This window comes from Arthrobacter sp. Soil763, assembly GCF_001428365.1.
Lineage (GTDB): Bacteria > Actinomycetota > Actinomycetes > Actinomycetales > Micrococcaceae > Arthrobacter.
Window position 1 is genome coordinate 109121 of sequence record NZ_LMSH01000002.1, and the last position, 22313, is coordinate 131433.

The 22313-nt window shown below is 69.9% G+C and carries 24 protein-coding genes; 9 read left to right on the forward strand and 15 right to left on the reverse strand.

What is annotated here, in order from left to right; all coding sequences use genetic code 11:
- Window positions 1-95: 95 nt before the first annotated feature.
- Window positions 96-1154 (reverse strand): LacI family DNA-binding transcriptional regulator, encoded by a 1059-nt coding sequence (locus ASG71_RS04065; protein WP_056737441.1) that lies wholly within the window; start codon window positions 1152-1154, stop codon window positions 96-98.
- A gap of 344 nt (window positions 1155-1498) precedes the next feature.
- On the opposite strand from ASG71_RS04065, the gene clpB reads away from it, so the two are divergent.
- Complete coding sequence (clpB, locus tag ASG71_RS04070; RefSeq protein WP_056737442.1) at window positions 1499-4156, forward strand: ATP-dependent chaperone ClpB; 2658 nt, start codon at window positions 1499-1501, stop codon at window positions 4154-4156.
- Between the two features lie 99 nt (window positions 4157-4255).
- On the opposite strand, the gene ASG71_RS04075 is transcribed toward clpB, so the two are convergent.
- The 3 genes from ASG71_RS04075 to ASG71_RS16780 all read right to left on the reverse strand — a co-directional run bounded on the left by ASG71_RS04075 (window position 4256) and on the right by ASG71_RS16780 (window position 5439).
- Window positions 4256-4432, reverse strand: coding sequence for a hypothetical protein (locus ASG71_RS04075; RefSeq protein ID WP_157366206.1), 177 nt, complete (start codon window positions 4430-4432; stop codon window positions 4256-4258).
- A gap of 5 nt (window positions 4433-4437) precedes the next feature.
- The gene (locus ASG71_RS16540; protein WP_157366208.1) at window positions 4438-4599 is read right to left on the reverse strand and encodes a hypothetical protein; all 162 of its coding nucleotides are present in this window, start codon (window positions 4597-4599) and stop codon (window positions 4438-4440) included.
- Window positions 4600-4770: 171 nt separating this feature from the next.
- Window positions 4771-5439, reverse strand: a complete 669-nt coding sequence (locus tag ASG71_RS16780; protein WP_162254040.1) for a septum formation family protein — start codon at window positions 5437-5439, stop codon at window positions 4771-4773.
- A 795-nt stretch (window positions 5440-6234) separates the two neighbouring features.
- Here ASG71_RS16780 and ASG71_RS16260 point away from each other — a divergent pair.
- Both ASG71_RS16260 and ASG71_RS04085 read left to right on the forward strand, forming a co-directional pair.
- The gene (locus ASG71_RS16260; protein WP_082574860.1) at window positions 6235-6468 is read left to right on the forward strand and encodes a DUF3073 domain-containing protein; all 234 of its coding nucleotides are present in this window, start codon (window positions 6235-6237) and stop codon (window positions 6466-6468) included.
- A 194-nt stretch (window positions 6469-6662) separates the two neighbouring features.
- Window positions 6663-7442, forward strand: a complete 780-nt coding sequence (locus ASG71_RS04085; protein WP_056737445.1) for a VOC family protein — start codon at window positions 6663-6665, stop codon at window positions 7440-7442.
- Window positions 7443-7518: 76 nt separating this feature from the next.
- Here ASG71_RS04085 and purM read toward each other — a convergent pair whose 3' ends face one another.
- The 3 genes from purM to ASG71_RS04100 all read right to left on the reverse strand — a co-directional run bounded on the left by purM (window position 7519) and on the right by ASG71_RS04100 (window position 10835).
- Window positions 7519-8688, reverse strand: coding sequence for a phosphoribosylformylglycinamidine cyclo-ligase (purM, locus tag ASG71_RS04090; RefSeq protein WP_056737446.1), 1170 nt, complete (start codon window positions 8686-8688; stop codon window positions 7519-7521).
- Window positions 8685-10400, reverse strand: coding sequence for an amidophosphoribosyltransferase (gene purF, locus ASG71_RS04095; protein WP_056737447.1), 1716 nt, complete (start codon window positions 10398-10400; stop codon window positions 8685-8687). The genes purM and purF overlap by 4 nt, the downstream gene beginning before the upstream one ends.
- Window positions 10401-10508: 108 nt before the next feature.
- Window positions 10509-10835 (reverse strand): hypothetical protein, encoded by a 327-nt coding sequence (locus tag ASG71_RS04100; protein WP_056737448.1) that lies wholly within the window; start codon window positions 10833-10835, stop codon window positions 10509-10511.
- Window positions 10836-11038: 203 nt separating this feature from the next.
- Here ASG71_RS04100 and ASG71_RS04105 point away from each other — a divergent pair, with 203 nt between their 5' ends.
- Window positions 11039-11887 carry a class I SAM-dependent methyltransferase gene (locus ASG71_RS04105; RefSeq protein WP_056737449.1) on the forward strand — a complete coding sequence of 283 codons (849 nt, stop codon included), beginning with the start codon at window positions 11039-11041 and terminating at the stop codon, window positions 11885-11887.
- A gap of 125 nt (window positions 11888-12012) precedes the next feature.
- Here ASG71_RS04105 and ASG71_RS04110 read toward each other — a convergent pair whose 3' ends face one another.
- From ASG71_RS04110 to ASG71_RS16550, 5 genes are all read right to left on the reverse strand, one after another.
- Entirely contained in the window at window positions 12013-12960 is a 948-nt protein-coding gene (locus tag ASG71_RS04110; RefSeq protein ID WP_056737450.1) for a type IV toxin-antitoxin system AbiEi family antitoxin domain-containing protein, read from the reverse strand.
- Between the two features lie 505 nt (window positions 12961-13465).
- The gene (gene bcp / locus ASG71_RS04115) at window positions 13466-13942 is read right to left on the reverse strand and encodes a thioredoxin-dependent thiol peroxidase (RefSeq protein ID WP_056737451.1); all 477 of its coding nucleotides are present in this window, start codon (window positions 13940-13942) and stop codon (window positions 13466-13468) included.
- A gap of 99 nt (window positions 13943-14041) precedes the next feature.
- Window positions 14042-15250 carry an MFS transporter gene (locus ASG71_RS04120; protein ID WP_056737452.1) on the reverse strand — a complete coding sequence of 403 codons (1209 nt, stop codon included), beginning with the start codon at window positions 15248-15250 and terminating at the stop codon, window positions 14042-14044.
- On the reverse strand, window positions 15247-16110 hold the full coding sequence (locus ASG71_RS04125; RefSeq protein WP_082574862.1) for a hydroxypyruvate isomerase family protein: 864 nt from the start codon (window positions 16108-16110) through the stop codon (window positions 15247-15249). The genes ASG71_RS04120 and ASG71_RS04125 overlap by 4 nt, the downstream gene beginning before the upstream one ends.
- Window positions 16111-16157: 47 nt before the next feature.
- The gene (locus tag ASG71_RS16550; protein ID WP_157366212.1) at window positions 16158-16319 is read right to left on the reverse strand and encodes a hypothetical protein; all 162 of its coding nucleotides are present in this window, start codon (window positions 16317-16319) and stop codon (window positions 16158-16160) included.
- A gap of 43 nt (window positions 16320-16362) precedes the next feature.
- On the opposite strand from ASG71_RS16550, the gene ASG71_RS04130 reads away from it, so the two are divergent.
- The gene (locus ASG71_RS04130) at window positions 16363-17346 is read left to right on the forward strand and encodes an aldo/keto reductase (RefSeq protein ID WP_056738486.1); all 984 of its coding nucleotides are present in this window, start codon (window positions 16363-16365) and stop codon (window positions 17344-17346) included.
- A gap of 7 nt (window positions 17347-17353) precedes the next feature.
- On the opposite strand, the gene ASG71_RS04135 is transcribed toward ASG71_RS04130, so the two are convergent.
- The gene (locus ASG71_RS04135) at window positions 17354-17878 is read right to left on the reverse strand and encodes a DUF488 family protein (RefSeq protein ID WP_056738488.1); all 525 of its coding nucleotides are present in this window, start codon (window positions 17876-17878) and stop codon (window positions 17354-17356) included.
- A 151-nt stretch (window positions 17879-18029) separates the two neighbouring features.
- Here ASG71_RS04135 and ASG71_RS04140 point away from each other — a divergent pair, with 151 nt between their 5' ends.
- Window positions 18030-18680, forward strand: coding sequence for a uracil-DNA glycosylase (locus tag ASG71_RS04140; RefSeq protein ID WP_056737453.1), 651 nt, complete (start codon window positions 18030-18032; stop codon window positions 18678-18680).
- A gap of 133 nt (window positions 18681-18813) precedes the next feature.
- Window positions 18814-19128: a hypothetical protein gene (locus ASG71_RS04145; RefSeq protein WP_056737454.1), complete on the forward strand. Its 315-nt coding sequence runs from the start codon at window positions 18814-18816 to the stop codon at window positions 19126-19128.
- Window positions 19129-19226: 98 nt separating this feature from the next.
- On the opposite strand, the gene ASG71_RS04150 is transcribed toward ASG71_RS04145, so the two are convergent.
- Window positions 19227-19703 (reverse strand): hypothetical protein, encoded by a 477-nt coding sequence (locus tag ASG71_RS04150; RefSeq protein WP_056737455.1) that lies wholly within the window; start codon window positions 19701-19703, stop codon window positions 19227-19229.
- A gap of 289 nt (window positions 19704-19992) precedes the next feature.
- Window positions 19993-20829 (reverse strand): alpha/beta fold hydrolase, encoded by an 837-nt coding sequence (locus ASG71_RS04155; RefSeq protein WP_056737456.1) that lies wholly within the window; start codon window positions 20827-20829, stop codon window positions 19993-19995.
- A gap of 174 nt (window positions 20830-21003) precedes the next feature.
- On the opposite strand from ASG71_RS04155, the gene ASG71_RS16800 reads away from it, so the two are divergent.
- On the forward strand, window positions 21004-21165 hold the full coding sequence (locus ASG71_RS16800) for a hypothetical protein (RefSeq protein ID WP_200947937.1): 162 nt from the start codon (window positions 21004-21006) through the stop codon (window positions 21163-21165).
- Between the two features lie 157 nt (window positions 21166-21322).
- Window positions 21323-22243 (forward strand): 2-hydroxyacid dehydrogenase, encoded by a 921-nt coding sequence (locus ASG71_RS04160; protein ID WP_056737457.1) that lies wholly within the window; start codon window positions 21323-21325, stop codon window positions 22241-22243.
- Window positions 22244-22313 lie beyond the last annotated feature (70 nt).

The following is a 22313-nucleotide window of genomic DNA, read 5'->3' on the forward strand; positions in this document are numbered from 1 at the left end:
GGTGGGTCCTTGGATTGGGTCAGGGTGACGGTGGACAGCGGGCAGCGTTGGAGAAGCCCTTGGGGGTGCGGTGCGTGTCTGGGTGGTCTGTAAGGTCAGGGAATAGCCGGCGCGCAGCCGCAGGTACGGCCGACGTGGAGGCGGTGCGGGCACACCAGTGAGGTGTAGCTGCGGGACGGGGCGTCGATGCGTTGCAGCAGCAGGGCGAAGGCTTCGTGGGCCATTTCCTGCTGCGGCTGGACGATGCTGGTGAGGTTGATCAGGCCGGATCGGCTGTGCGGCAGCCCGTCGCAGCCGGCGACGGCGACGTCGTCCGGGATCCGCAGGCCGCGGGCCATGGCATATTCCATGACGCCGATGGCCAGCTCGTCGCTGCCGCAGACCACGGCCTGCGGCGGTGGCCCGGAGGCGAAGAGCCGCTCGGCGGCGAGCCGGCCGCCCTCGTTGTTGACCCGGGTGCTGATCTTGCGGTCCCCGCTGATCACGACGCCGGCGGCGGCCGCCGTCCGCACGAACGCCTGCTCCCGGGCCAGCGACGCGGTGGACACCCGCGGGCCGATCACGGTGGCGATCTCGGTGTAGCCGTGGCCGAGCATGTGCTGCATGAGCACGGTGGCTGCGGCGTCGTCGTCGATCCCGACAAAGTCCGAATCGAGGAAGTCGGCGCGGCGGGACAGGCAGACGTAGGGAATCCGGGCGGCCCTCAGGGTGCGGAGGGCGCGGGCATCGTCTCGGAGCGAGGCGGCGAGGATGACGCCGTCGACGGCCCGGTTCGCCAGCGTGGCGGTGACCTGCGCCAGGACTTCGGGATCATCCTGGGTGGTGGCCACGAAGACCTCGTAGCCGGAGTCCGCCGCCGCGGAGATCACGCCCTGGGCCCAGCGCGGGAACATCGGGTTGATGATGTTCGGCAGGATCAGGCCGACCACCCGGGTGCGCTGCAGGTCGGTGGAGTGGGAGGACTTACGGGGCCTGAAGCCCAGCTCGTTCGCCACGTGGATGATGTGGCGCCGGGTCTCCGGCGAGACGCCGCCCTTGCCGTTGAGGACATAGGACACCGCGGCGGGGGAGACCCCTGCCGCCCGGGCGACGGCGGCCGCGGAAACCGGGGCAACCGGGCCGTCGCTGGCAGCGGTGGCGGCATGTGCCTGCATCCTGACCCTCCTTCGCGCCGGTTCGTGTCCCTGTGACCTCAGTTACAGTAATGAGCGGTTTCAGCGTTAAGCAACGTTAAGTTGCGGGCTTGCTTTCCGGCGCGATTCGCGTGCGGACATGCCCGCCCTGTGCCCGCCCCGAAGGACATGCCCATCCGTGGGCCGTGGCCGATGGGCATAGCGGCTTATGTCCACCGGGAGGCGCCGGGACCGAGCATGTCCCACCGCCGGGCCCTAGACAGCGGTTTCGCCGTGGGCAAACATGGAGCCAAAGGCACTCAATCCAAAGTTGAGCGGGGTAGACTCAACTTTGACGACAGTCTTATCCCCGGAAGGAGCTCTCTTTGGACGCCAAATTCACCACCAAGAGCCAGGAGGCTCTTTCGGCCGCCGCCATGAACGCCTCGACGGCGGGCAACCCGCAGCTGGAACCCGCGCACCTGCTCAAAGCGCTGATGGACCAGCGCGAGGGGGTCGCCGTCGCTCTCCTCCGCGCCACCGGGACCGACCCGGACACCGTCAGCGTGCAGGCGAGCACGGCGATCAAGTCGCTGCCCTCCAACTCCGGCAGCTCGGTGCAGCAGGCCCAGCTCTCCCGCACCGCGATGCAGGCCATCAAGAACGCGCAGAACGAGGCCGAGCGCCTCGGCGACACCTTTGTCTCCACCGAACACCTGCTGCTGGGCCTGGCGGCGGGGAGCGACGACGTCGGACGCCTGCTGCGCGAAGCCGGCGCCTCGCACGAGGCGCTGCTGGCGGCCCTGCCCGGGGTCCGCGGCGACCGCAAGGTGGACAACGCCGACCCGGAGAACACCTTCCAGGCCCTGGAGAAGTTCGGCACCGACCTGACCGCGATCGCACGGTCCGGGAAGCTGGACCCGGTGATCGGCCGCGACGCCGAGATCCGCCGCATCATCCAGGTCCTCAGCCGCCGCACCAAGAACAACCCGGTGATCATCGGCGAGCCCGGCGTCGGCAAGACCGCCGTCGTCGAGGGCCTGGCCCAGCGGATCGTCGCCGGCGACGTGCCCGAGAGCCTGCGCGGCAAGACCCTGATCGCCCTGGACCTGGCCTCCATGGTCGCCGGCGCCAAGTACCGCGGCGAGTTCGAGGAGCGGCTGAAGGCGGTCCTGGAGGAGATCAAGAGCTCCGAGGGCCAGATCGTCACCTTCATCGACGAGCTCCACACCGTGGTCGGGGCCGGCTCCTCCGGGGACAGCTCGATGGACGCCGGCAACATGCTCAAGCCCATGCTGGCCCGCGGCGAGCTGCGGCTGATCGGCGCCACCACGCTGGATGAGTACCGCGAAAACATCGAAAAGGACCCGGCCCTGGAGCGCCGCTTCCAGCAGGTCTTCGTCGGCGAGCCGAGCGTGGACGACACGATCGGCATCCTCCGCGGACTCAAGGAACGCTACGAGGCCCACCACAAGGTCTCCATCGCCGACTCCGCGCTCGTGGCCGCGGCCACCCTGTCCAACCGGTACATCTCCGGCCGGCAGCTGCCGGACAAGGCGATCGACCTGGTGGACGAGGCCGCGTCCCGGCTGCGGATGGAAATCGACTCCGCCCCGGAGGAGATCGACCAGCTGCGCCGCCAGGTGGACCGGCTGACCATGGAGGAGCTGGCCCTGGCCGGCGAGACCGATCCGGCGTCGGTGGAGCGGCTGGCCGCGCTGCGGTCGGACATGGCGGACAAGAAGGAAGAGCTCGCCGCGCTGAATGCCCGCTGGGAGGCGGAGAAGGCCGGCCTGAACCGGGTCGGTGACCTGCGCGCCAAGCTGGACGAGCTGCGTTCGACGGCGGACAAGGCCCAGCGCGAGGGCGACCTCGAGGCTGCCTCACGGATCCTCTACGGCGAGATTCCGGCCCTGGAGCGCGAACTCACCGCCGCTGCCGAGGCCGAGGCGGCGGTGCCGGACAAGTCCGGGCAGATGGTCGCCGACGAGGTCACCGCGGACGACATCGCCGAGGTGATCTCCGCCTGGACCGGCATTCCGGCCGGCCGCATGCTGCAGGGCGAAAGCCAGAAACTGCTGGACATGGAGCACGTCCTGGGCGAGCGGCTGATCGGCCAGACCAAGGCCGTCACCGCCGTGTCCGACGCCGTGCGCCGGGCGCGCGCGGGCATCAGCGACCCCAACCGGCCGACCGGCTCGTTCCTCTTTCTGGGCCCGACCGGCGTCGGCAAGACCGAGCTGGCCAAGTCGCTGGCCGACTTCCTGTTCGACGACGAACGCGCCATGGTGCGGATCGACATGTCCGAGTACTCGGAGAAGCACTCCGTGGCCCGGCTGGTCGGGGCGCCTCCGGGCTACGTGGGCTACGAGGAGGGCGGCCAGCTGACCGAGGCCGTCCGCCGTCGGCCGTACTCCGTGCTGCTGCTGGATGAGGTGGAGAAGGCGCACCCGGAAGTCTTTGACATCCTGCTGCAGGTGCTCGACGACGGCCGCCTCACCGACGGGCAGGGCCGCACCGTGGACTTCCGCAATGTCATCCTGGTGCTGACGTCCAACCTGGGCAGCCAGTTCCTGGTGGACCCGAACCTCGACGCCGCCGCCAAGCGCGACGCCGTCATGGCGACCGTGCACGCGTCCTTCAAGCCGGAGTTCCTGAACCGGCTCGACGAGGTGGTGCTGTTCGATCCGCTGAGCGTCGAAGAGCTCGCCGAAATCGTGGAACTGCAGGTCAAGGAGCTGGGCGACCGGCTCAAGGGCCGCCGCCTGACCCTGGAAGTGTCCGAGGGGGCGCGCGCCTGGCTGGCCGTCACCGGCTTCGACCCGGCGTACGGCGCCCGCCCGCTGCGCCGCCTGGTGCAGCGCGAGATCGGCGACCGCCTGGCCAAGGCCATCCTGGCCGGCGAGATCTCCGACGGCGACACAGTGGTCGTGGACACCGCGCCGGATCTGATGGAGCTCACGATGGGCGGTCCGGATGTGTCCGACCGCCCGACCGGCGGCGCCTCCAGCGGCTCCGGCCTCTCGGTCCGGCGCAAGGAGTAGCCCCCGGGCCCGGGCCGTTAGGGCCCCGACCTTTAGGGGCAAACGCGAAGGGCTGCAGCCGTCCAACGACGGTTGCAGCCCTTCGCGTGCCCGGTCCGCCTAGTGCGGGTCGCCGGCTCCGGCTTCCCGCCAGCGGATAACCAGCGCCGCCGCCAAGGCGACCGCCGCGCCGACCAAAAGGGCGGTGAGGGTCCCGGTCGAGCGCCAGAGGAAAGCGTACGGCAGGTACCCGGCGCCAAAGACCGCCAGGATCCGAAGGAATTTGGCTTTCGTCATCCGCATCAGGCCACCGGCCCGGCACCGGAGCCCGGCCCCTGCGCGGCCTTGAGCTCGCGGATGCGGAGCCGCAGGAAGATGATGAGCAGCACGAGGGCGTAGATGGCCAGCCCCACCAGCACTGCCATCACCACGACGTAAAGAATCCCGAAACCATAGCCAACCACGTGCACGCCTCCCCAACAGGTGCGCCCGGCCGTCTGCCGGGCGCGAGCCTGCGACGATACCACCGACGCCGGCGGCCCGCAGGTCAAACGGCCCTCAGGTCAATCGGCGCAGGCGGGGATCCGGCGGGACTACCTGGCTCGCGGCGCGGCGGCCCATCGGGTGGCCTGAACCTAGAGGCGGGGGATCAGGGACTCCTTGATGACATTGCCGCCGTCGGCCACGAAGTAGCAGTCCACACGCCGGTCGCCGGAGTTCCAGCTGGACGCGCTGGGGTAGGCCAGTTTGTAGCTGAAGTCGTAGCTGGCCGACTTGTCGGTCAGCGGTGCCGACTTGCAGGTATCCAGCGCTTTCTGCTTCAGCGGATCCCGGCCGGGGTAGGCGTCGTCGGCGCCGTAGCGGTCGACAGCGATGAGCTGCGCCGAGTGGCCGCTGGAGCAGGCGACGACGGTCGCCGTCGGGGCGCTCGCGTCGAAGTCCTTGAAGCAGTCGCCCAGCTGGAAGTCCATCGGGTTCACGCCCTCCAGGGGCAGGGCGCCGCGGGCTGCGGGCGACGGCGGCGTCGACGCCTCCGCGGAGGCGGGTGCCGACGGTGCCGCGGCGGACGCGGCCCCGGCGGTCGGTTCATGTTTCGACGCGGCCAGCGAGGTGAGCCACCAGGCCACCAGGCCCAGCACCACGACGGCGGCCACGGCGGCGGCGACCCGTGCCGGGCCCAGCCGCAGGACGGTGGTCCGCACGGTCTGGCCGAGGCGTCGGGCGCGCGGTCCGGCCTCGGCGCGGAGGCGACGGACGGCGGGGCCTGCTGCGCCGCGGAGCCGGGTCCCCTGAGTGGAGAGCACCTTTCCCAACTGGGAGGCTCCGGAGGTGGTTTTGCGGGCCGGGGGCTTACTGGCCGTCGGTCTTCCGGCCATGCGGCGCTCAGCGGTCTGCCGCGGTGCAGCCGGATTGGTCTGCCGCGGCGCGGCCGGAGCGGCGGACGGTGCGGGATCGGCCGCGCGCCGCTCCGCAGTCTGCGATGCAGCCGGAGTGGCGGAAGGCGCGGTTGATGCGGGGGAGGTGCGGGTCGGTGAACCTGCGGCGGCACCTACGGCGGCGTCCGTTGCGGCGCCGGTTGCGGCAGCGCCACGAGCGCCAGCCCCGGAGTCTGCGCGGGGCACGGACGGAATCGCCGACGTCGGCGGCGCCGACGGGCGCGGCGGGATGCGCACGGCAGGGCGGCCCGGCGGGACCGCGGCTGAGGGGCCGTTCGGTTGCCCCGCGGAGGGCTCCGGACGGGAACCGTTAGGCATTCCGGCGTCGCCGTGCCTGGCGTTTTCCTCGCTCGCAGGCTTGTCGGTCACTCGGGAATTCACCTCTTCCGTGCGTTTGCGTAAGGGGCCGGGCGGCCGGTTGCGGGGCCTGTTTGCGGGAACCCGTCAAGAGACTCTATCGAAATTGCTGCCGGGCCTGCATGCACGCCGGCGTCGGCCGGTCACTCAATGGGACGGACGACACTGTCCACCGTGGCTCCGGCGGCAAGCAGTACCAGCCGAAAGCATGTAATCTAGGTGTACGACAAATTGACCAATCATTCCGGGGCCTCACCGACAGCCAAGGTGACCACCTCCGGTCCAAGTACAAAAGGGGGTCACGCCATGGGGCGCGGCCGTCAAAAGGCAAAAGCTACCAAGCAGGCTCGGGACATCAAGTACTACTCCCCGAACACTGACTATTCGGCCCTTCAGCGCGAGCTCACGGGCCCGGGAAGTCGTGCCTCGAACCACTTCAAGGATGAGCCGGTTGAACCGGACTACTCAGCCTATGTGGATAAGTACGCGGACGATTTGGACGATGACGACGACGAGGTAGACACCCGCCGCATCGGTTAGTCGCTCCTTCCCGGTTTCCTGCCGCAAGGAAGCCATCCTAGTTTTTCCAGGCCCGTCGGCCGCGCCCTGTGCTGGGCGCGCCCGGCGGGCCTTTTTCTTGCGCCCTGCACCCCGGGCTTGTCGCCCCGGCCGTGCCGGGCTAGGTTGATGACGCCGCCCACGCCCGCGCGGCGTACGCCTGCGGAAGGAACACCATGACCAAGCGCACCGGATTCGGCCACGGCGAGATTTGCTGGGCGGACCTGCAGACCCCGGACGTGGATGCGGCGAAAGCGTTCTACGCCGCGCTCTTCGGCTGGCGCTACGAAGACCAGCCCACCCCTGACGGCCGCAGCTACGCCATGGCGTTCCTGGATCACGACCTGGTCGGTGTGATCGCCCCGCAAAATCCGCAGCAGCAGGAGGCGGGAACGCCGGCCCAGTGGAACGTGTATTTCGCGGCTGACGACGCCGCGGAACTCGCCGCCGAGGTGCCGCACGCCGGCGGGGCGCTGGAATTCGGCCCCGAGGCCGTGGCCGACACCGGCGTCATGGTCTTCTTCGCACCGCCCGGCGGAGGGACGACCGGCGTCTGGCAGGCCGGCAGCCACGTCGGCACCGCACGGATGGAGGAACCCGGCGCCCTGGCGTGGGCGGAACTGCTCACGCCCGAGCCGCAGGCCGCCGTAGGCCTCTTCCAGCAGTTGTTCGGGCATGAGGTCACCGAGTACCCGCAGGACGACGGCGGCACCTACACGACACTGATGGCGGGCGGCGCCGAGGTGGCCGGGATCGCGACGGTTCCCGCGGGGGAGCGCAACCTCCAGCCGGGCTGGCAGGTGTATTTCGGTGTGCCCAGCGCCGCCGCAGCCGTGGTGGCGGCCATGGAAGCGGGCGGCGTCGTGCTGGTCGAGCCGGAGGATGTCGAGGAGGCCGGCACCATCGCAACGATCCGTGATCCGCAGGGCGGCGTCATCAGCCTGCTGGAGGTCTAAACCGGAGCGAGTGCGAAAAACCGCCGCTTAGAGAGGTTCTAAACGGCGGTTTTGGGTACTCGAGGGTGCGGGGCTCTTAGGCGTAGGCGTTGACCATTCGGACGGCGCCGCCGTCGACGCCCTTGGCGCCCTGGACGTAGTCCGGGCCGGTCCGCAGGGCCGCGTCGGAATCCTGCCCGACCGTGCCCATGATCCAGGAGGGCAGGCCGCGGGCGTTCAGGTGCGCCACCGCGGCATCGGCGGCCTCGGGGGAGACGATCGCGACCATGCCGACACCGACGTTCAGGGTGCGCTCGAGGTCGGCCAGCGGCACATTGCCCAGCTCGGAGACCAGCTTGAAGATGGCCGGCAGTTCCCAAGTGGCGCGGTCCACGGTGGCCAGCAGGCCCTGCGGCAGGACGCGGGCCAGGTTCGCGGCCAGGCCGCCGCCGGTGACGTGGCTGAACCCATGCACGGCGCGGCCGCTGGAGGAGCCGTCCACCGGGAAGGTGCGGGCCAGGTCCAGGCAGTCCGCGGCGTACACGCGGGTCGGTTCCAGGAGTTCCTCGCCCAGGGTGCGCTCGAACTCGGAGACGTGGCGGTCCAGGGCCCAGCCGGCGTGGTTGACGACGCGGCGGACCAGCGAGTAGCCGTTGGAGTGCAGGCCGGAGGAGGCCATGCCGATCACCACGTCGCCGGCACGGACCCGGTCCGGGCCCAGCAGCGCGTCGGCTTCGACCACGCCGGTGGCGGCACCGGCGACGTCGTACTCGTGCTCGCCCAGCAGGCCGGGGTGTTCGGCGGTTTCGCCGCCCACCAGGGCGGTTCCGGCGACCGAGCAGGCCGCCGCGATGCCGCGCACGATGTCCGCGATGCGCTCCGGAACGACCTTGCCGCAGGCGATGTAGTCGGTCATGTAGAGCGGCTCGGCCCCTACGACGACGATGTCATCGACCACCATGCCCACCAGGTCGAACCCGATGGTGTCGTGGATGTCCATGGCCTGGGCGATGGCGACCTTGGTGCCCACGCCGTCGGTGGAGGTGGCCAGCAGCGGCCGCTTGTAGGTCAGCAGTTTCGAGACGTCGTACAGCCCGGCGAACCCGCCGACGCCGCCGATCACCGAGTCGTTGTGGGTCGCCTTGACGGCGTCCTTCATGAGTTCGACGGCGCGGTCGCCCGCTTCGACGTCGACGCCGGCGGAGGCGTAGGTGATGCCGGTGTTTCCGGCGTCGTTCGTGTCAGCGGCCGTGGAGGCGGAAGTCATACTGGCTCTTTCTTGTCGGCATCAAGCTTGTCGGCGGGTACGCGGTCGGCGTCGGTGAGCAGCTCTTCGAATTCGGCATCGGGCCCCGGGTCGCACCCGGTGGCGCCGGCCTTCTCCGCGGGATCGGCGTCGGCCGGGACGGCGGTGGCGCCGTCGGCGCGGTCGGCGTCGGCCGTGGCCCCGGAGGTGGCGCCCGGGGACCCCGGGGTGGCGGTCATGGCGGGGAGGCCGGCCGGCTTGCCGCCCAGGTCCGTGCGCTCGAGCAGGTTCTTGCCGAGCTTGTCCGCGCCCGGGAGTTCGATCGGGTACTTGCCGGTGAAGCACGCGGTGCAGAGGCGTTCGCGCGGCTGCCTGGTGGCGCCGATCATGCCGTCCTCGGAGATGTAGGCCAGGGAGTCCGCGCCGATGGCCTGGGAGATTTCCTCGATGGTGGCGCCGTTGGCGATCAGTTCCGCGCGGGAGGCGAAGTCGATGCCGTAGAAGCACGGCCACTTGACCGGCGGGGAGGAGATCTTCACGTGCACGGCGGCGGCGCCGGCCTCGCGGAGCATCCGCACGATCGCGCGCTGGGTGTTGCCGCGGACGATCGAGTCATCGACCACCACCACGCGTTTGCCGCGGATCACGGACTCCAGGGCGTTGAGCTTGAGCCGGATGCCGAGCTGGCGCAGCGTCTGCGAGGGCTGGATGAAGGTGCGGCCCACGTAGGCGTTCTTGACGAAGCCGTGCGCGAACGGGATGCCGGATTCCTCGGCGTAGCCGACGGCCGCGGGGGTGCCGGACTCCGGTACCGGGATGACAATGTCCGCTTCCTGGGTGTTTTCGCGGGCCAGCTGGCGGCCCATCTCCACCCGGGATTCGTAGACGGAGCGGCCGGCGATCGCGGCGTCCGGGCGGGCGAGGTAGACGTACTCGAAGACGCAGCCCGCCGGCGTCGGCTCGGCGAAACGCTGGGAACGGACGCCCTGTTCGTCGATGGCGATGAACTCGCCGGGCTCGATCTCGCGGATGAAGCTCGCGCCGACGGTGGCGAGCGCCGACTGCTCGGACGCCACCACCCAGCCGCGCTCCAGCCGGCCCAGGACCAGCGGGCGGATGCCGTAGGTGTCGCGGGCGGCGTAGAGGGTGCCTTCATCCATGAAGACGAAGCAGAAGCCGCCCTTGATCATGGGCAGCAGCTCCAGGGCGGTTTCTTCGAGGGACTTGCCCTCTTCGCCTTCGAGCAGGGCCGTGACCAGGGCAGTGTCGGAGGTGTTGCCCTGCTTCATCTCGCCGGTGAGCTGGCCGCCGTTGCGCTCCACGATCATGGCCTTGAGCTCGGCGGTGTTGGTCAGGTTGCCGTTGTGTGCCAGGGCGACGGTGCCGGTGGCCGTGGCGCCGAGGGTGGGCTGGGCGTTGGCCCAGTGGCTGGCGCCGGTGGTGGAGTAGCGGCAATGCCCGACGGCGAGGTGTCCGGTCAGGGTGTTCAGCGTGGTCTCGTCGAAGACCTGGGAGACGAGGCCCATGTCCTTATAGACGTTGATCCGCTTGCCGTCGCTGGTCGCGATGCCGGCCGACTCCTGGCCGCGGTGCTGCAGCGCGTACAGCCCGTAATAGGTGAGTTTTGCTACCTCTTCGCCGGGAGCCCAGACGCCGAAGACGCCACATGCGTCCTGCGGGCCTTTTTCGCCAGAGAGAAGGTCATGAGAAAGTTTTCCATCGCCGCGTGCCACTGGTCGATTATCTCACGTCGGGCGCCGGGCCCTTCCCCGGCCGCTGGTTTATGACCTGGGCCGGTTCCGTTGCCCTTCGCCCGCCCGAGTCTTGCCGGGGTGGCAGGGCTAGGCGCGGTCCTCGTCGTCGGTGTCGGGCACGGAGTCCGGGACGGACTCGACGACGGCGCGCTCGGCCCGGCGGACGCTCAGCCGGTCCAGCACCAAGGCCACGATGGCGCCCAGGACCGCGCCGCCGCCGATGCAGAAAGTCAGGAAGAAGCCGAAGACGGAGTTGGCGTCGAAGCCCTCGCGGGCCGGGAGCCCGTAGGCGAGGATGGCGGCCACGACGACGCCCAGCAGGCCGCCCGCGATCAGGAACGGCACGTACTTCGGGGCGCGGCGGACGGTGACGGCGCGGCGCTCGGGGGCGGCGGGGGTGTCTTCAGGAGCCATGGCATTAAGCCTACTGCCCGTGCGCGGCGCCGTTTTCGCGCCGGTTCCGGCTTTGGGCGCCGGTTATGGACCGCCGCGGCCCGGGCCCGGGGTGCGGCCGTCCGGAACGGGCGCGGAGATCCGGAAGCCTAGCGGGAACGGCCGACGGCGGAGCACACTAGTGCGTGGGGGAGGGTGCGGTCCGGACTTGTGAAGGACGCACCATGGCAGTTGCAGCGGACAGCATCCGTGACCGGCAGCGCATCATCTGGGACCAGTTCGCAGCCGGCTGGAAGAAGTGGGACGCGGAGCTGCTCGGCTGGCACGGGCCCTTCGGCGACGCACTCCTTCAGGACGCCCGGTTGCGGCCGGATTCGGCCGTACTCGACGTCGCCGCCGGCACCGGAGAGCCGGGACTGACCGCCGCCCACCTGGTACCCCGCGGTCAGGTGGTGCTCGCCGATATCTCGGCCGGGATGCTGCACGTGGCCGAGGAGAAAGCCGACGTCCGCGGACTGGCCAACGTCAGCTTCACCGTCTGCGACGCCGCCGAACTGCCGTTCAGGGACGGGACGTTCGACGCCGTGCTCTGCCGCTTCGGTTTCATGTTCTTCCCGCAGATGCGGGCCGCCTTGAAGGAGATGGTCCGGACAGCCAGGCCCGGAGCGCGGATCACGGCCGCCGTCTGGGGGCGGGCGGCCGAGAATCCGTGGGCCACCCTCATCCTGGGCACGCTCGCGCACCACACGGAGCTGTCCCGTCCGCCCGCGGAGATGCCCGGGCTGTTCCGATGCTCCGCGTCCGGCTTCATGGCCCGGCTGTACCGGGATGCCGGTCTGGTGCAGGTGGCAGAGCGCAAGATCAGCACCGACCTGATCCACGAATCGCCGGAGAGCTACTGGCAGTTCATGACGGATATCGCCACCACCGTGGCCATGGGGTTGGCAAAGGCGGGCCCGGAAGCGCAGTCGCTGATCCGGTCGGATGTGTTCCAGATGCTCGGCCGCTACGAGCATCAGGGCGCGCTGCGGCTCCGGTCGACGGCCACGATCGTGACCGGCATCCGACCGTAGCCTGTTTTCGGCTGCTTTCCGCGGAGGTTTTCGCGGAGGTTTTCGCGGCGGTTGCGGACCGGCGCACCCCGGGCCCGGCCTGCGGTGGTCCGGAACCGGTGCGGAAATCCAGAAGCCGCGCCTCGTTAGGGGCGGCACGCAGGGCGAATCAGCCGGGGCACGCGCTCGGCGGTGAGGAAGGCTTCGAATCTCGCCGGTCCGGAGATCTCCGTACAGGTCCAGCGGATGACCCGTCTTCCGGTGGCCCGGATCCGGTCCTCGCGCAGCTTCTCGTCAATGACAACCTGGGACGGGGTTCGCCCCTGAAGGTATTCGGGCTTTTGGTACTTGACCAGGCCGTCGAATTCACCGCAAAGCCGTTCGTCCCGCCACTCGAAATCGGTGAAGCCGACACGTCCGTGGGCGTCGCGCACTTCTGCCTGCAGGGTGGCAGGTTTGAAGCCCAGCCGGTGCATCAAAGCACGGCTCACCGACTCGCCCGGCGACTCCGATGCTGGGTCCGCGAAATCGATCGCTGTCCGAATCCTGCGCGCCGCGGCTGCGCTGTAATTGTCCCTGATACCGGCGTGGAGCTCTGTTCTGCTGAAGGCAGGCAGCCCCTGCTGTGGACGGAGCACGTGGTCAAGTGCCGCAGTTGCCTGTTCAAAGGCCTCGAAGGCCGCCAGATCCAGGACTGTGCGCAGCCGGGAGGTGACTAGCAGTCCCCGTCGCTCCTCGATTTCCAGCGACCGCGGATCAACGTAATGCCTCACGACGCCTGCCCCGGACCGGCCTCCGCCCTCGTCGGTGGTGCAGGCATGGACCAGCTGCGGGCGGCCCAACACCGGCAGGTCCCACAGGGCGGCGGAGGACTTCCTGCAGAAGACGGTCCTGCTGTGCAGCGTCGAGGCGGCAGCCTGAACCAGGACCGGATACTTGGCCCAGCTCGGTAGCCGGTCCCAGTCCGACGACTGGACGTAGACGCCCCGGCGGATGCGCCGCAGTTCCCCTGCCGCGGCCCGCCTCGACAACGCGCGGGTGTCCCGGCCGAGCCGTGCCGAATCGCTGCTGAGGATGAACGCGGGGATGTCCATCTCCCGATGCTCATCCGTCGGAGGGAACGCTGCAACGGGGACGGCGTCGGATGTGGAAAAGCGGCCGGTATGGATTTCCGCTGGCGTTTCGGACCAGCGCACCCGGGGCCCGGTCCGCGTTTGTCCGAAACCGGCGCGGTGGTCCGGAACGGGCGCGGGCGTCCGAAACCGGCGCGGGAATCCGGCCCCGGCGTATGGACTTTGAACCGGAGCCGAGGCTCTGAGGCCGGCACAGGGTGGGGATGCGCCCCTGTTTCGGATTTCCGCTGGCGTTGTGGACGAGCGCACCCCGGGCCCTGGCGGCGCCTGTCCGTAACCGGCGCGAAAATCCGCTGCAGGTGCCGTGGTCCGCAACCGGCGCGAAAAACCGAAACCGGAGCGGAGGTCCGCTGCCGGTGCCGTGGTCCGCAACCGGCGCGAAAAACCGAAACCGGAGCGGAGGTCCGCTGCCGGTGCCGTGGTCCGGGACCGGCGCGGGAATCCGGACGCGGAGCGGAGTGCGGGCTTAGATGCCCAGCTCGTCCTTCAGTGCGGCGACGTGGCCCTCGGCCTTGACCTGGTACTGCGCGAGCTTGACCTTGCCCTCCGGGTCGAGGACCACGGTGGAGCGGACAATGCCCTCGGTGATCTCGCCGCGGACCAGCTTCTCGCCCCAGGCGCCGTAGGCCAGCGCGACGGCGTGGTCCTGGTCGGCGAGCAGGGGAAAGGTCAGGGCGTAGTCGCCGGTGAAGTGCGCCAAGGCTTCGGGGCCGTCGGGGGAGATGCCCAGCACCTCGTAGCCGGAGCCCTGGAGGGATGCGAGGCTGTCGCGGAAGTCGCAGGCCTCGGTGGTGCAGCCCGGGGTGGCCGCCTTGGGATAGAAGTACACGATGACGTTCTTGCCGCGGTAGTCGGCCAGTGCCACCGGCTTGCCCTCGGCGTCGGGCAGCGTGAAATCGGGCGCGGGGGTGCCGGGCTGGAGCTTTACCGGGTTCTGGCTCATGGGAAGTCCTTCGGGAGGGATGGAATGGAATCTGTGGTGCACAACACTGGTCGCTGAGCCACTATTCCGCCCGGCCCGGAAGCCCGGGGCAGGCCCGTCTCAGGCTGGGCCGCTGATGACCCGGTCGCGTCCGGCCAGCAGCCCCACCAGCGACAGGACGAACATGATGCCCGCGGTCACCAGGAGCGGCACGGTCCAGCCGCCGGTGAGGTCGCGCAGGGCGCCGAACAGGACCGGCCCCGCCGCGCTGAGCCCGTAGCCGACCGACTGCGCCATGCCGGACAGCGACGCCGCCTGCGGATGGCTCACGGTCCGCAGGCTGAACAAGGACAGCGCGACGACGATCAGGCTTCCGCAGCCCATGGCCCCCAGGACGATCCACAGCAGCACAAGTTCCGGCGCCAGGGTCAGGCCCAGGAACGTCGCAACCGTAAGCGCGCCGCTGGTGAACGCCACCAGCCGCTGGTCGCGCCCGCGGTGCAGGATTCCGCCGGCGGCAAGGCTGGCGAACACGCTGATCAGCAGAAAAACGGAGAGGTGCACCCCGGCGGTGGTGGCCGGGACGCCGCGGCTTTGCTCGATGGTGGGCAGCCATGCCATCAGGACGTAGAAAGCGACAGACTGCAGTCCCATGAAGATCGTCACCTGCCAGCCCAGCGCCGAGGTCCAGGGTGAGCGGTAGGCGGCCTTCGGCGCCGCTGCGTGGGCGGTGCCGGACCGGTGGCGGCGGAGCCAGGGCAGGAGGACCGCCATGGCGATGAGCGCCAGCCCCGCCCAGATCCCGAGGGCCAGCCGCCAGCCCGCGGGCGAAGTTTGCGCCACGGGAACGACGACGGCGGCCCCCACCGCGGCGAACGCGGCCTGGGCGGCGGTGTAGCCCCCGGTGACCTGGCTGACCCGCAACGGGAAGTCCCGCTTCACGAGCGAGGGGATCAGGACGTTGAGGAAGGCGATGGCCAGACCGATCAGGGCGGTGCCGGCCCAGATAACCCCGGGCAGCGCGAGGGAGCGCAGCACGATGCCGGCGGCCAGGATCAGCAGGGAGGTCCAGAGTGCCCGGTCCAGGCCCACCCTGGCCGCGAAACCGGGCGCCAACGGGGAGAAGACGGCGAAAGCGATGAGCGGAAGACCGGTGAGGAACCCGGCCGCGGCGCTGGAAAGCCCCAGATCGCTGCTGATGTTCCCGAGCACGGGGCCGACGCTGACAAAGGAAACCCGGAGGTTCACGGCGATGAGCAGCACACCGATGAAGGCGATGCCGAACCTGGTGGTGCGGTCGGCTGCGGCCCGGGTGGCGGTGGGCGTCATGGCGCCTCCGTCGACCCGGGCGTCGCCTGCGCGGCCGGGGCCGCCGGGTCGGGCACCTGGCGGCCTTCGGCCCCTTCGTCCCGCATCCAGGCGAACGCCGTCGCCGTCGTCGCCTTGTACTCCAGCCCGATGCGGCCCGCGTAGCCGAGTTCCCTGCTCCGGGAAATCCAGCGCTGCAGCGGCAGGGTCCCGGTTCCGGGGGCTCCGCGGCCGGGGCTGTCGGCGATCTGGACGTGGCCGAAGTCCGCGGCGTGGGCCTCGATGACGGCGTCGACGTCGTCCCCGTTGACCGAGAGGTGGTAGAAATCGGCCAGCAGCCGGAGGTTGTCCGCGCCGGTCTCGTCCTTGACCCGGGCAAGGACGCGGAGGGCATCCCCGGCCGTGCGCAGCGGGTAGCGGGGTGCGCCGCTGACCGGTTCGAGGAGGACGGTCCCGCCGATCCGGCCCACGGCCTGGGCTGCGGCGGCGAGGTTGCCGACGGCCAGTTCGTCCTGGGCCTCCGGGCTGGGCCCGTCCTGACGGTTGCCGTAGAGGGCGTTGAACATGGTGCAGCCCAGCCGTTCGCCGATGCCGGCCACGACGTCGATGTTGTCCCGGAACTCCGCCTCCCGGCCGGGCCAGGACACCAGGCCGCGCTCGCCGGCGGGCATGTCTCCGGCGTTGAAGTTCAGTCCGGTGAGCCGGACGCCCGCGTCCGTGATGGCGCGCTCAAAGCGGTCCACGTCGGCGTCGCCGGGGACGGAGTCGGCGAAGGGCCACCAGAACTCGACGGCGTCGAACCCGGCGGCCTTGACCGCCGCTGGCCGGGCCAGCAGCGGCAGATCCTCCAGCATGATCGAGCAGTTGACGGTGTAGGTCACGGTGGATTTCCTTCCGGGGCGGGCGGAGCGGGGCGGTCGGGCAAGGCCTACCTTTTGCGCGGGTCCTTGCGGGCCGCGAGTCCCACCAGCGCGCCGACGCCGAGGCCGATCAGCAGCCCGGTGAACGGCTTGTCGGCGGTGGCCACGCCCACGGCAAAGCCGAGGGCGGCGCCCACCAGCATTCCGATCCACAGCGACTCGTACTTCACAGGCTCAGGCTAGCAAGTCCGTCCCCCGGCCTATAGTCGGATGATGGAACAACGAATCTTGGGCAAGACCGGCCGGCGCGTTTCCATCGTGGGCCTGGGGACTTGGCAGCTTGGCGCGGACTGGGGCAACGTGGACCCGGCGCAGGCGCGGGCGGTGCTGGACGCCTCCGCGGAAGCCGGCGTCACCTTCTTCGACACGGCGGACGTCTACGGCGACGGCCGCAGCGAGCAGGCCATCGGCGCCTTCCTGGCGGACAACCCTGGCCTGGACATCACGGTGGCCACCAAGATGGGCCGGCGGATGGAGCAGCGGCCGGAGAACTACAACCTTGCCAACTTCCGGGCCTGGACGGACCGGTCCCGGCGGAACCTCGGCGTGGAGCGGCTCGACCTGGTCCAGCTGCACTGCCCGCCCACCGCCGTCTACAGCAACGCCGAGGTCTACGACGCGCTGGACACGCTGGTGGCCGAAGGGGCCATCCGTAACTACGGCGTCAGCGTCGAACGCACCGATGAGGCGCTGGAGGCCATCCGCCATGACGGCACCGCCACGGTGCAGGTCATCTTCAACGCCTTCCGCCTCAAGCCCCTGGACGAGGTGCTGCCCGCCGCGCAGGCGGCCGGCGTCGGCATCATCGCCCGCGTGCCGCTCGCCTCCGGCCTGCTCTCGGGCAAGTACACCGCGGAGACGACCTTCGCCGAGCACGACCATCGCAACTACAACCGCACCGGAGCGGCGTTCGACGTCGGGGAGACCTTCTCCGGCGTCGACTTCGAGCAGGGACTGAAAGCGGTGGCGGAGTTCCAGGAACTGGTGCCCGACGGCGTCAGCACCGCCCAGGCGGCGATCGCGTGGATCGCGGCGCAGGACGGGGTCAGCACCGTGATCCCTGGCGCCCGGAGTGTCGAGCAGGCCCGCGCCAACGCGGAGGCAGCGTCGGTCCGCGGCATCGATTCCACGTTCGACGTCGGCGTGCACGAAATCTACGACCGCTACTTCCGCGCGACGATCCACCCGCGCTGGTAGCCCGGCCTCACTCCGGCGGGTACCAGACCCGCCGGCCGTCGACGCGGGCAAAGGAGGTCAGGGTGTGTTCCTTGGCCGACGTCGCCGACATGATGTCCAGCACCTTGACGTCCCGCACCAGGAGGGCGTCGCCGATCAGGGAGCGGTGGCAGCGCCAGGGGACTGCCTCGGCGCACATGATGGCGGCGTCGCTGTGCCGTCCGCGGTCCGCCAGCTGCTCGACGGCGGCGGCGAACTCCTCGGTCTGCATGTAATCCGCGTATCCCCGGAAGGACGCGTTGCGCCAGGCGCCGTTGGGGCTGTCCTTGGTGGTGTGCCGCAGCCCGCCCAGGGCGGCCATCCGCCGGTAGGTGATCCCGCTGGCGCGCACGCTCGCCGCGAGGTCGTCCGTGTTGAACTGCGGATTGTGCCGGGACTTCGGGACGGTGCGCACGTCAATCAGCTTCTTGATGCCGTGGGCCTGGAGGATGCCGATGAACTCCTCGATGGGATGCGTCGAGTGGCCCACCGTGAAGATCGTCGTCGCCGTCATGCCCTCCATGCTAGGGCGGCTTGAGCCTTGCGTGCGCTGGGCCTGGCTCCGGGCCTGCCTCCGGGGCGGCGGCCAGGGCTGGTGAGGTCAGACGGCGGACCCGCCCGGCTACGCTGGGAAATCTACGAGTTGCCAACCGGACGGGCGCTGCATGATTTCATCCTCCATCGTGGACTTTGTGGACCGGCTGGCGTCCGTGCAGACCGGGCCAGGGTGCGCCAACTTCTTCGACCACTCTGTCCCGGCGAACGAGCTGCGCCGGCAGAATCTGGCCCTCTACCTGCAGGAAGTGCGCGAACGGTCCCCGAAGATCCTGCTGCTGGGCGAAGCTCCGGGCTTCCGCGGCATGCGGATCACCGGCGTTCCCTTCACCAACCGGACCATCCTCGAAGGGCCGCCCAACGTCTTTGGCCTGTTCGGGCCGGGCAAGGGTTACGTGCTCCCGCCGGAAGCCGCCGGTATCGCGGCCGAGCCGACGGCCACGGTGATGTGGGAGGTGCTGGCCGAAGTCGGGGTGCTGCCGCTGCTCTGGAGCGCCTGCCCCTGGCACACCCATGTCCCCGGCAAGCCGCTGTCCAACCGCACCCCCAGCGCGGCCGAGGCGGCGCTGGGCACCCCGTTCTGGCAGGCGCTCGCCGCGGAGTTCGGGATTGAGACGGTTGTGGCGGTCGGGAACGTCGCCGACCGAAGCCTGCGGCGCAACGGCGTGTCCGCGGTGAAGATCCGGCATCCGGCCCACGGCGGCAGGGCGGGGTTCAAGCGCGGACTGGAGGAGCTGGTCGCGGCCGGCGCCGCGGGGTAGCTGGTCGCCGCCGGCCCGGATGCCCGCAAGCACCGGGAGTACCTGCGGCGGGGGAGCCGCGGGTGCCCGCCAGCGCGCGAGGTGTGCTGAGCGCTAGGGTGGAGGAATCTGACCCCGGACGGAAGGCAGTGCCATGAGTGAGCCGAACGATCCCAGCGCCGATCCCGCCGGACTGCGCGGACCCGGCGACCCCGAGGCGGCGAAGGACCGCCAGCAGCAGGCAGAGCGCGACGCCGCCTTGTACAGCAGCGAAGTGGGCGGTACCGATGAGGCCAGGACTCCGCAGCCGGAACCGGCGCAGGCGGCCAACATCCGTGAGGAACAGCTGACCCAGGCCGCCGGGACGGTGCCCGCGGCGTATGTGGGTTCCGGCGATGCCGCCGGAGACGGTTCGGGAGCCAAGCCGGAGGACGCCGTCGACGGCGGCGGCTGGGACGACGAGATCTAGCGCCGGGCAGACGCAGAAAAGCCAGGGGGTTTGCCCTGGCTTTTTGTCTTGGCGCCGGAGCCGCGAGACAAGGTCCGTGTCCGGCGTCGGCTGGCCTGTCAGTGACGGAGGGTTGCCACGTCACTCTTTTCCCAGCGGGTCCAGTTGGTCCAGTGGTTACCAACGCGGACCCGGAACGACACGACCTGGTAGACCTTCTCGTCACCGCGGCGATCGGGAACCCAGTCCCGGCTGTGGATGGTGACGTCGTCGTGGCGCCGGTTGAAGGACTCCCGGAACGTGGAACCGCCCAGGTAGTCGTCGTGCCGGCGGCCGCGCTCGTCCTCATAGCGCAGCTGCCTGATCTGCACGGTCTGGTTGTCCCGGCAGCTGACCTTGATTCGGAAATCGACCAGGTGGCTGCGGTCGGTGGGCTTGAGCGGGTCGACGGTGCAGCCGCGCAGGTGCGTTGAGGCATCGGCCGGGGCAGCGAGGGCGACGGGACCGCCGATCAGCCCAAGGGTGACGGCTGAGACGAGGGCAAACTTCCCCGAACGGCGGCGGGCCTTGCTTGGTGTTGTGGTTGGGATGGACATGTTGGTGCTCCTGCAAAGAGGATGCGGTTCAAAAGGGTCAGGCGGCGGGTGCCGGCCACGACGGCGCCGCGGAGGCACTCGCGCCCAGTTGCGGTTAGCTCACCCGTGCTACAACGGGTGCCGGCCCAAACCGGGACTGGTTCATTGGCGGGCCGGTCCCTTAATCGTCCGCCTGCCGCGGCCGCCGCGCCAGCCCGGGCGGCGCTTTCGGAAATCCGCGGCGGTAACGGACAGGCGCACCCCGGGCCCGGGGTGCGCCTATCCGCAAGGGGTGCGAAAATCCGGAAGGTTACTTCGCCAGGAAGCCCAGCAGTGCCTCGTTGACCTCGGCCGCGTGGGTCCAGAGCATGCCGTGCGGGGCGCCGTCGATCTCCACGTACTCCGCGCTCGGCAGGGCCTTCGCGAAGCGCCGGCCGGTGACGTCGATCGGCAGGATCTGGTCCGCGGTGCCGTGGACAATCAGGGCCGGGACGTCGATCTTCGGGATGTCTCCGCGGAAGTCGGTGAGCCAGGTGGGCTGTGCGGCGACCGACGCCGTCGGGCCGCCGGCGGTGGCGAGGTTCCAGCCGGCCCGCATGACTTCCTCGCTGAGCCGCGGGGTGCCCAGGAAGGTCTCGCTGTTGTAGAAGTTCTTGAAGAATTCGGTGAAGAAGGCGTAGCGGTCGGCCGTGACCGCCTCCATCAGGCCGTCGAACACGGACTGCGGGACGCCGTCGGGGTTGTCCTCGGTCTGCAGCACGTAAGGCTCCAGCGAACCGAGGAACGCGGCCTTCGCTACCCGCGCCGAGCCGTAGGTGCCCAGATAGCGGCCGACTTCGCCGGTGCCCATCGAGAAGCCCACCAGGACGGCGTCGTTCAGGTCCAGGGTGGTCATGACGGTGTTGAGGTCGGCGGCGAAGGTGTCATAGTCGTAGCCGTCGGTGGGCTTGCTGGACTTGCCGAAGCCGCGCCGGTCGTAGGTGATGACTCGGTAGCCGGCGCCCAGCAGGGCCGTGGTCTGCTTCTCCCAGGACGAGCCGTCCAGCGGGTAGCCGTGGATCAGGACGACCGGCTGGCCGCTGCCGTGGTCCTCGTAGTAGAGCTCGACGTCGGTGCTGTTCTCGGTTCCTACCTTGATGTAAGCCATGAAGCGATCCTCTCGGTCTGAAGTCGGTACGTGCGTCCCTGCGGCGGGCCCCACTGTGGGGAGTAACGCCCGCAGGCGTCAAGGTGTTCCACCAAGTTGCGGCCAATACCCCTGGGGGTATATCTTTAGTTGCAGACCACCAAGGTCACGGACCTACACCGAGGGAGACACCAGATGTGCCGTCAGGTTGCATGCAAGAAGTGCGGTAAGACCACCTGGGCCGGCTGCGGCCAGCACGTGGACCAGGTCATGCGCGGCGTCAAGGCCGCCGACCGCTGCAAGGGCCACGCCGACGAGCCCAAGACCGGCTTCTTCGCCAAGCTCTTCGGCCGCTAGGCACGACCGGCACCACGGATATCCGTCCAAAGTGGCGGCGGGATCGATCCCGCCGCCCCTTTGCGTGCGCTGCGGACGTGCGTCCGGCCCGTTGCGCGGGAGGCCGCCGGCGCCGCACGGCGCGTGCCGCCGTCGTCGTCCTACTAGGCTGGCAATCATGCCGAAGAAGATTACCGTCAGCCTGCCGGACGCGTCCCTGCGCGAATACCTCAAGCCCAACCCGGATGTCAGCATCATCGAGTGGGACCTGACCGGGGAGCCGCCGCAGCAGGAGATCGACATTGTCGTCCCGCCGTACATGGGCGGCGGAGCGGCCCTCGGGGCGCTCGAGGCGGTGAAAACCGGCCTGGTGCAGAGCCAGTCGATCGGCTACGACGGCGTGGAGGACGTGCTGCCTGCCGGTCGGGTGTTCGCCAACGCGGCCGGCGTCCATGAGGCGTCGACGGCCGAACTGACCGTCGCCCTGATCCTGGCCAGCCAGCGCGAGTTCCCGCGGATCCTCCAGAACCAGCAGCAGGGCCGGTGGGAGACCCGCCCCACCGCCAGCCTCGCCGACCGGCGGGTGCTGATCGTCGGCTACGGCGGCGTCGGCAAGGCGATCGAGGACCGGCTGCTGCCGTTCGAAACCACCGTAACCCGGGTGGCCAGCAAGGCCCGCTCGGACGCACGCGGCCAGATCCACGGCATCGACGAACTCCACGGCCTGCTCTCGGAACAAGACATCGTCGTCGTCGTGGTCCCGCTCAGCGACTCCACCCGGCACCTGATCGACGACGCGTTCCTCGCCGCGATGCCCGACGGCGCCCTGCTGGTCAACGTCGCCCGCGGACCGGTCGCCGACACTGATGCCCTGGTCAAGCACACCGCGTCCGGCCGGATCCGCGCCGCGCTGGACGTCACCGATCCCGAGCCGTTGCCGGACGGTCACCCGCTATGGAGCGCCCCCGGGGTGATCATCAGCCCGCACATCGGCGGCGCGAGCTCGGCCATGCGGCCGCGGATGGGCAGGCTGCTGCAGCGGCAGATCGAGCTGATGCTCGCCGGTGAGCCGCCGGCGAACGTCGTGCTGAACGGCTGAACGGCTGACCAGCCGTTCGGCTGAAAACCGACCGCCGGGTCTTGCACCGCGCGGGCGCTTGGGCAAGGAT

What these genes read in the sequence shown, in the direction of transcription:
- ASG71_RS04065 (WP_056737441.1), bottom strand. Translation starts at nt 1,154, where the DNA reads ATGCAGGCACATGCCGCCACCGCTGCCAGCGACGGCCCGGTTGCCCCG.
- ASG71_RS04075 (WP_157366206.1), bottom strand. Translation starts at nt 4,432, where the DNA reads ATGACGAAAGCCAAATTCCTTCGGATCCTGGCGGTCTTTGGCGCCGGG.
- ASG71_RS16260 (WP_082574860.1), top strand. Translation starts at nt 6,235, where the DNA reads ATGGGGCGCGGCCGTCAAAAGGCAAAAGCTACCAAGCAGGCTCGGGAC.
- ASG71_RS04085 (WP_056737445.1), top strand. Translation starts at nt 6,663, where the DNA reads ATGACCAAGCGCACCGGATTCGGCCACGGCGAGATTTGCTGGGCGGAC.
- purM (WP_056737446.1), bottom strand. Translation starts at nt 8,688, where the DNA reads ATGACTTCCGCCTCCACGGCCGCTGACACGAACGACGCCGGAAACACC.
- ASG71_RS04100 (WP_056737448.1), bottom strand. Translation starts at nt 10,835, where the DNA reads ATGGCTCCTGAAGACACCCCCGCCGCCCCCGAGCGCCGCGCCGTCACC.
- ASG71_RS04105 (WP_056737449.1), top strand. Translation starts at nt 11,039, where the DNA reads ATGGCAGTTGCAGCGGACAGCATCCGTGACCGGCAGCGCATCATCTGG.
- ASG71_RS04110 (WP_056737450.1), bottom strand. Translation starts at nt 12,960, where the DNA reads ATGGACATCCCCGCGTTCATCCTCAGCAGCGATTCGGCACGGCTCGGC.
- bcp (WP_056737451.1), bottom strand. Translation starts at nt 13,942, where the DNA reads ATGAGCCAGAACCCGGTAAAGCTCCAGCCCGGCACCCCCGCGCCCGAT.
- ASG71_RS04120 (WP_056737452.1), bottom strand. Translation starts at nt 15,250, where the DNA reads ATGACGCCCACCGCCACCCGGGCCGCAGCCGACCGCACCACCAGGTTC.
- ASG71_RS04130 (WP_056738486.1), top strand. Translation starts at nt 16,363, where the DNA reads ATGGAACAACGAATCTTGGGCAAGACCGGCCGGCGCGTTTCCATCGTG.
- ASG71_RS04135 (WP_056738488.1), bottom strand. Translation starts at nt 17,878, where the DNA reads ATGACGGCGACGACGATCTTCACGGTGGGCCACTCGACGCATCCCATC.
- ASG71_RS04140 (WP_056737453.1), top strand. Translation starts at nt 18,030, where the DNA reads ATGATTTCATCCTCCATCGTGGACTTTGTGGACCGGCTGGCGTCCGTG.
- ASG71_RS04145 (WP_056737454.1), top strand. Translation starts at nt 18,814, where the DNA reads ATGAGTGAGCCGAACGATCCCAGCGCCGATCCCGCCGGACTGCGCGGA.
- ASG71_RS04150 (WP_056737455.1), bottom strand. Translation starts at nt 19,703, where the DNA reads ATGTCCATCCCAACCACAACACCAAGCAAGGCCCGCCGCCGTTCGGGG.
- ASG71_RS04155 (WP_056737456.1), bottom strand. Translation starts at nt 20,829, where the DNA reads ATGGCTTACATCAAGGTAGGAACCGAGAACAGCACCGACGTCGAGCTC.
- ASG71_RS16800 (WP_200947937.1), top strand. Translation starts at nt 21,004, where the DNA reads ATGTGCCGTCAGGTTGCATGCAAGAAGTGCGGTAAGACCACCTGGGCC.
- ASG71_RS04160 (WP_056737457.1), top strand. Translation starts at nt 21,323, where the DNA reads ATGCCGAAGAAGATTACCGTCAGCCTGCCGGACGCGTCCCTGCGCGAA.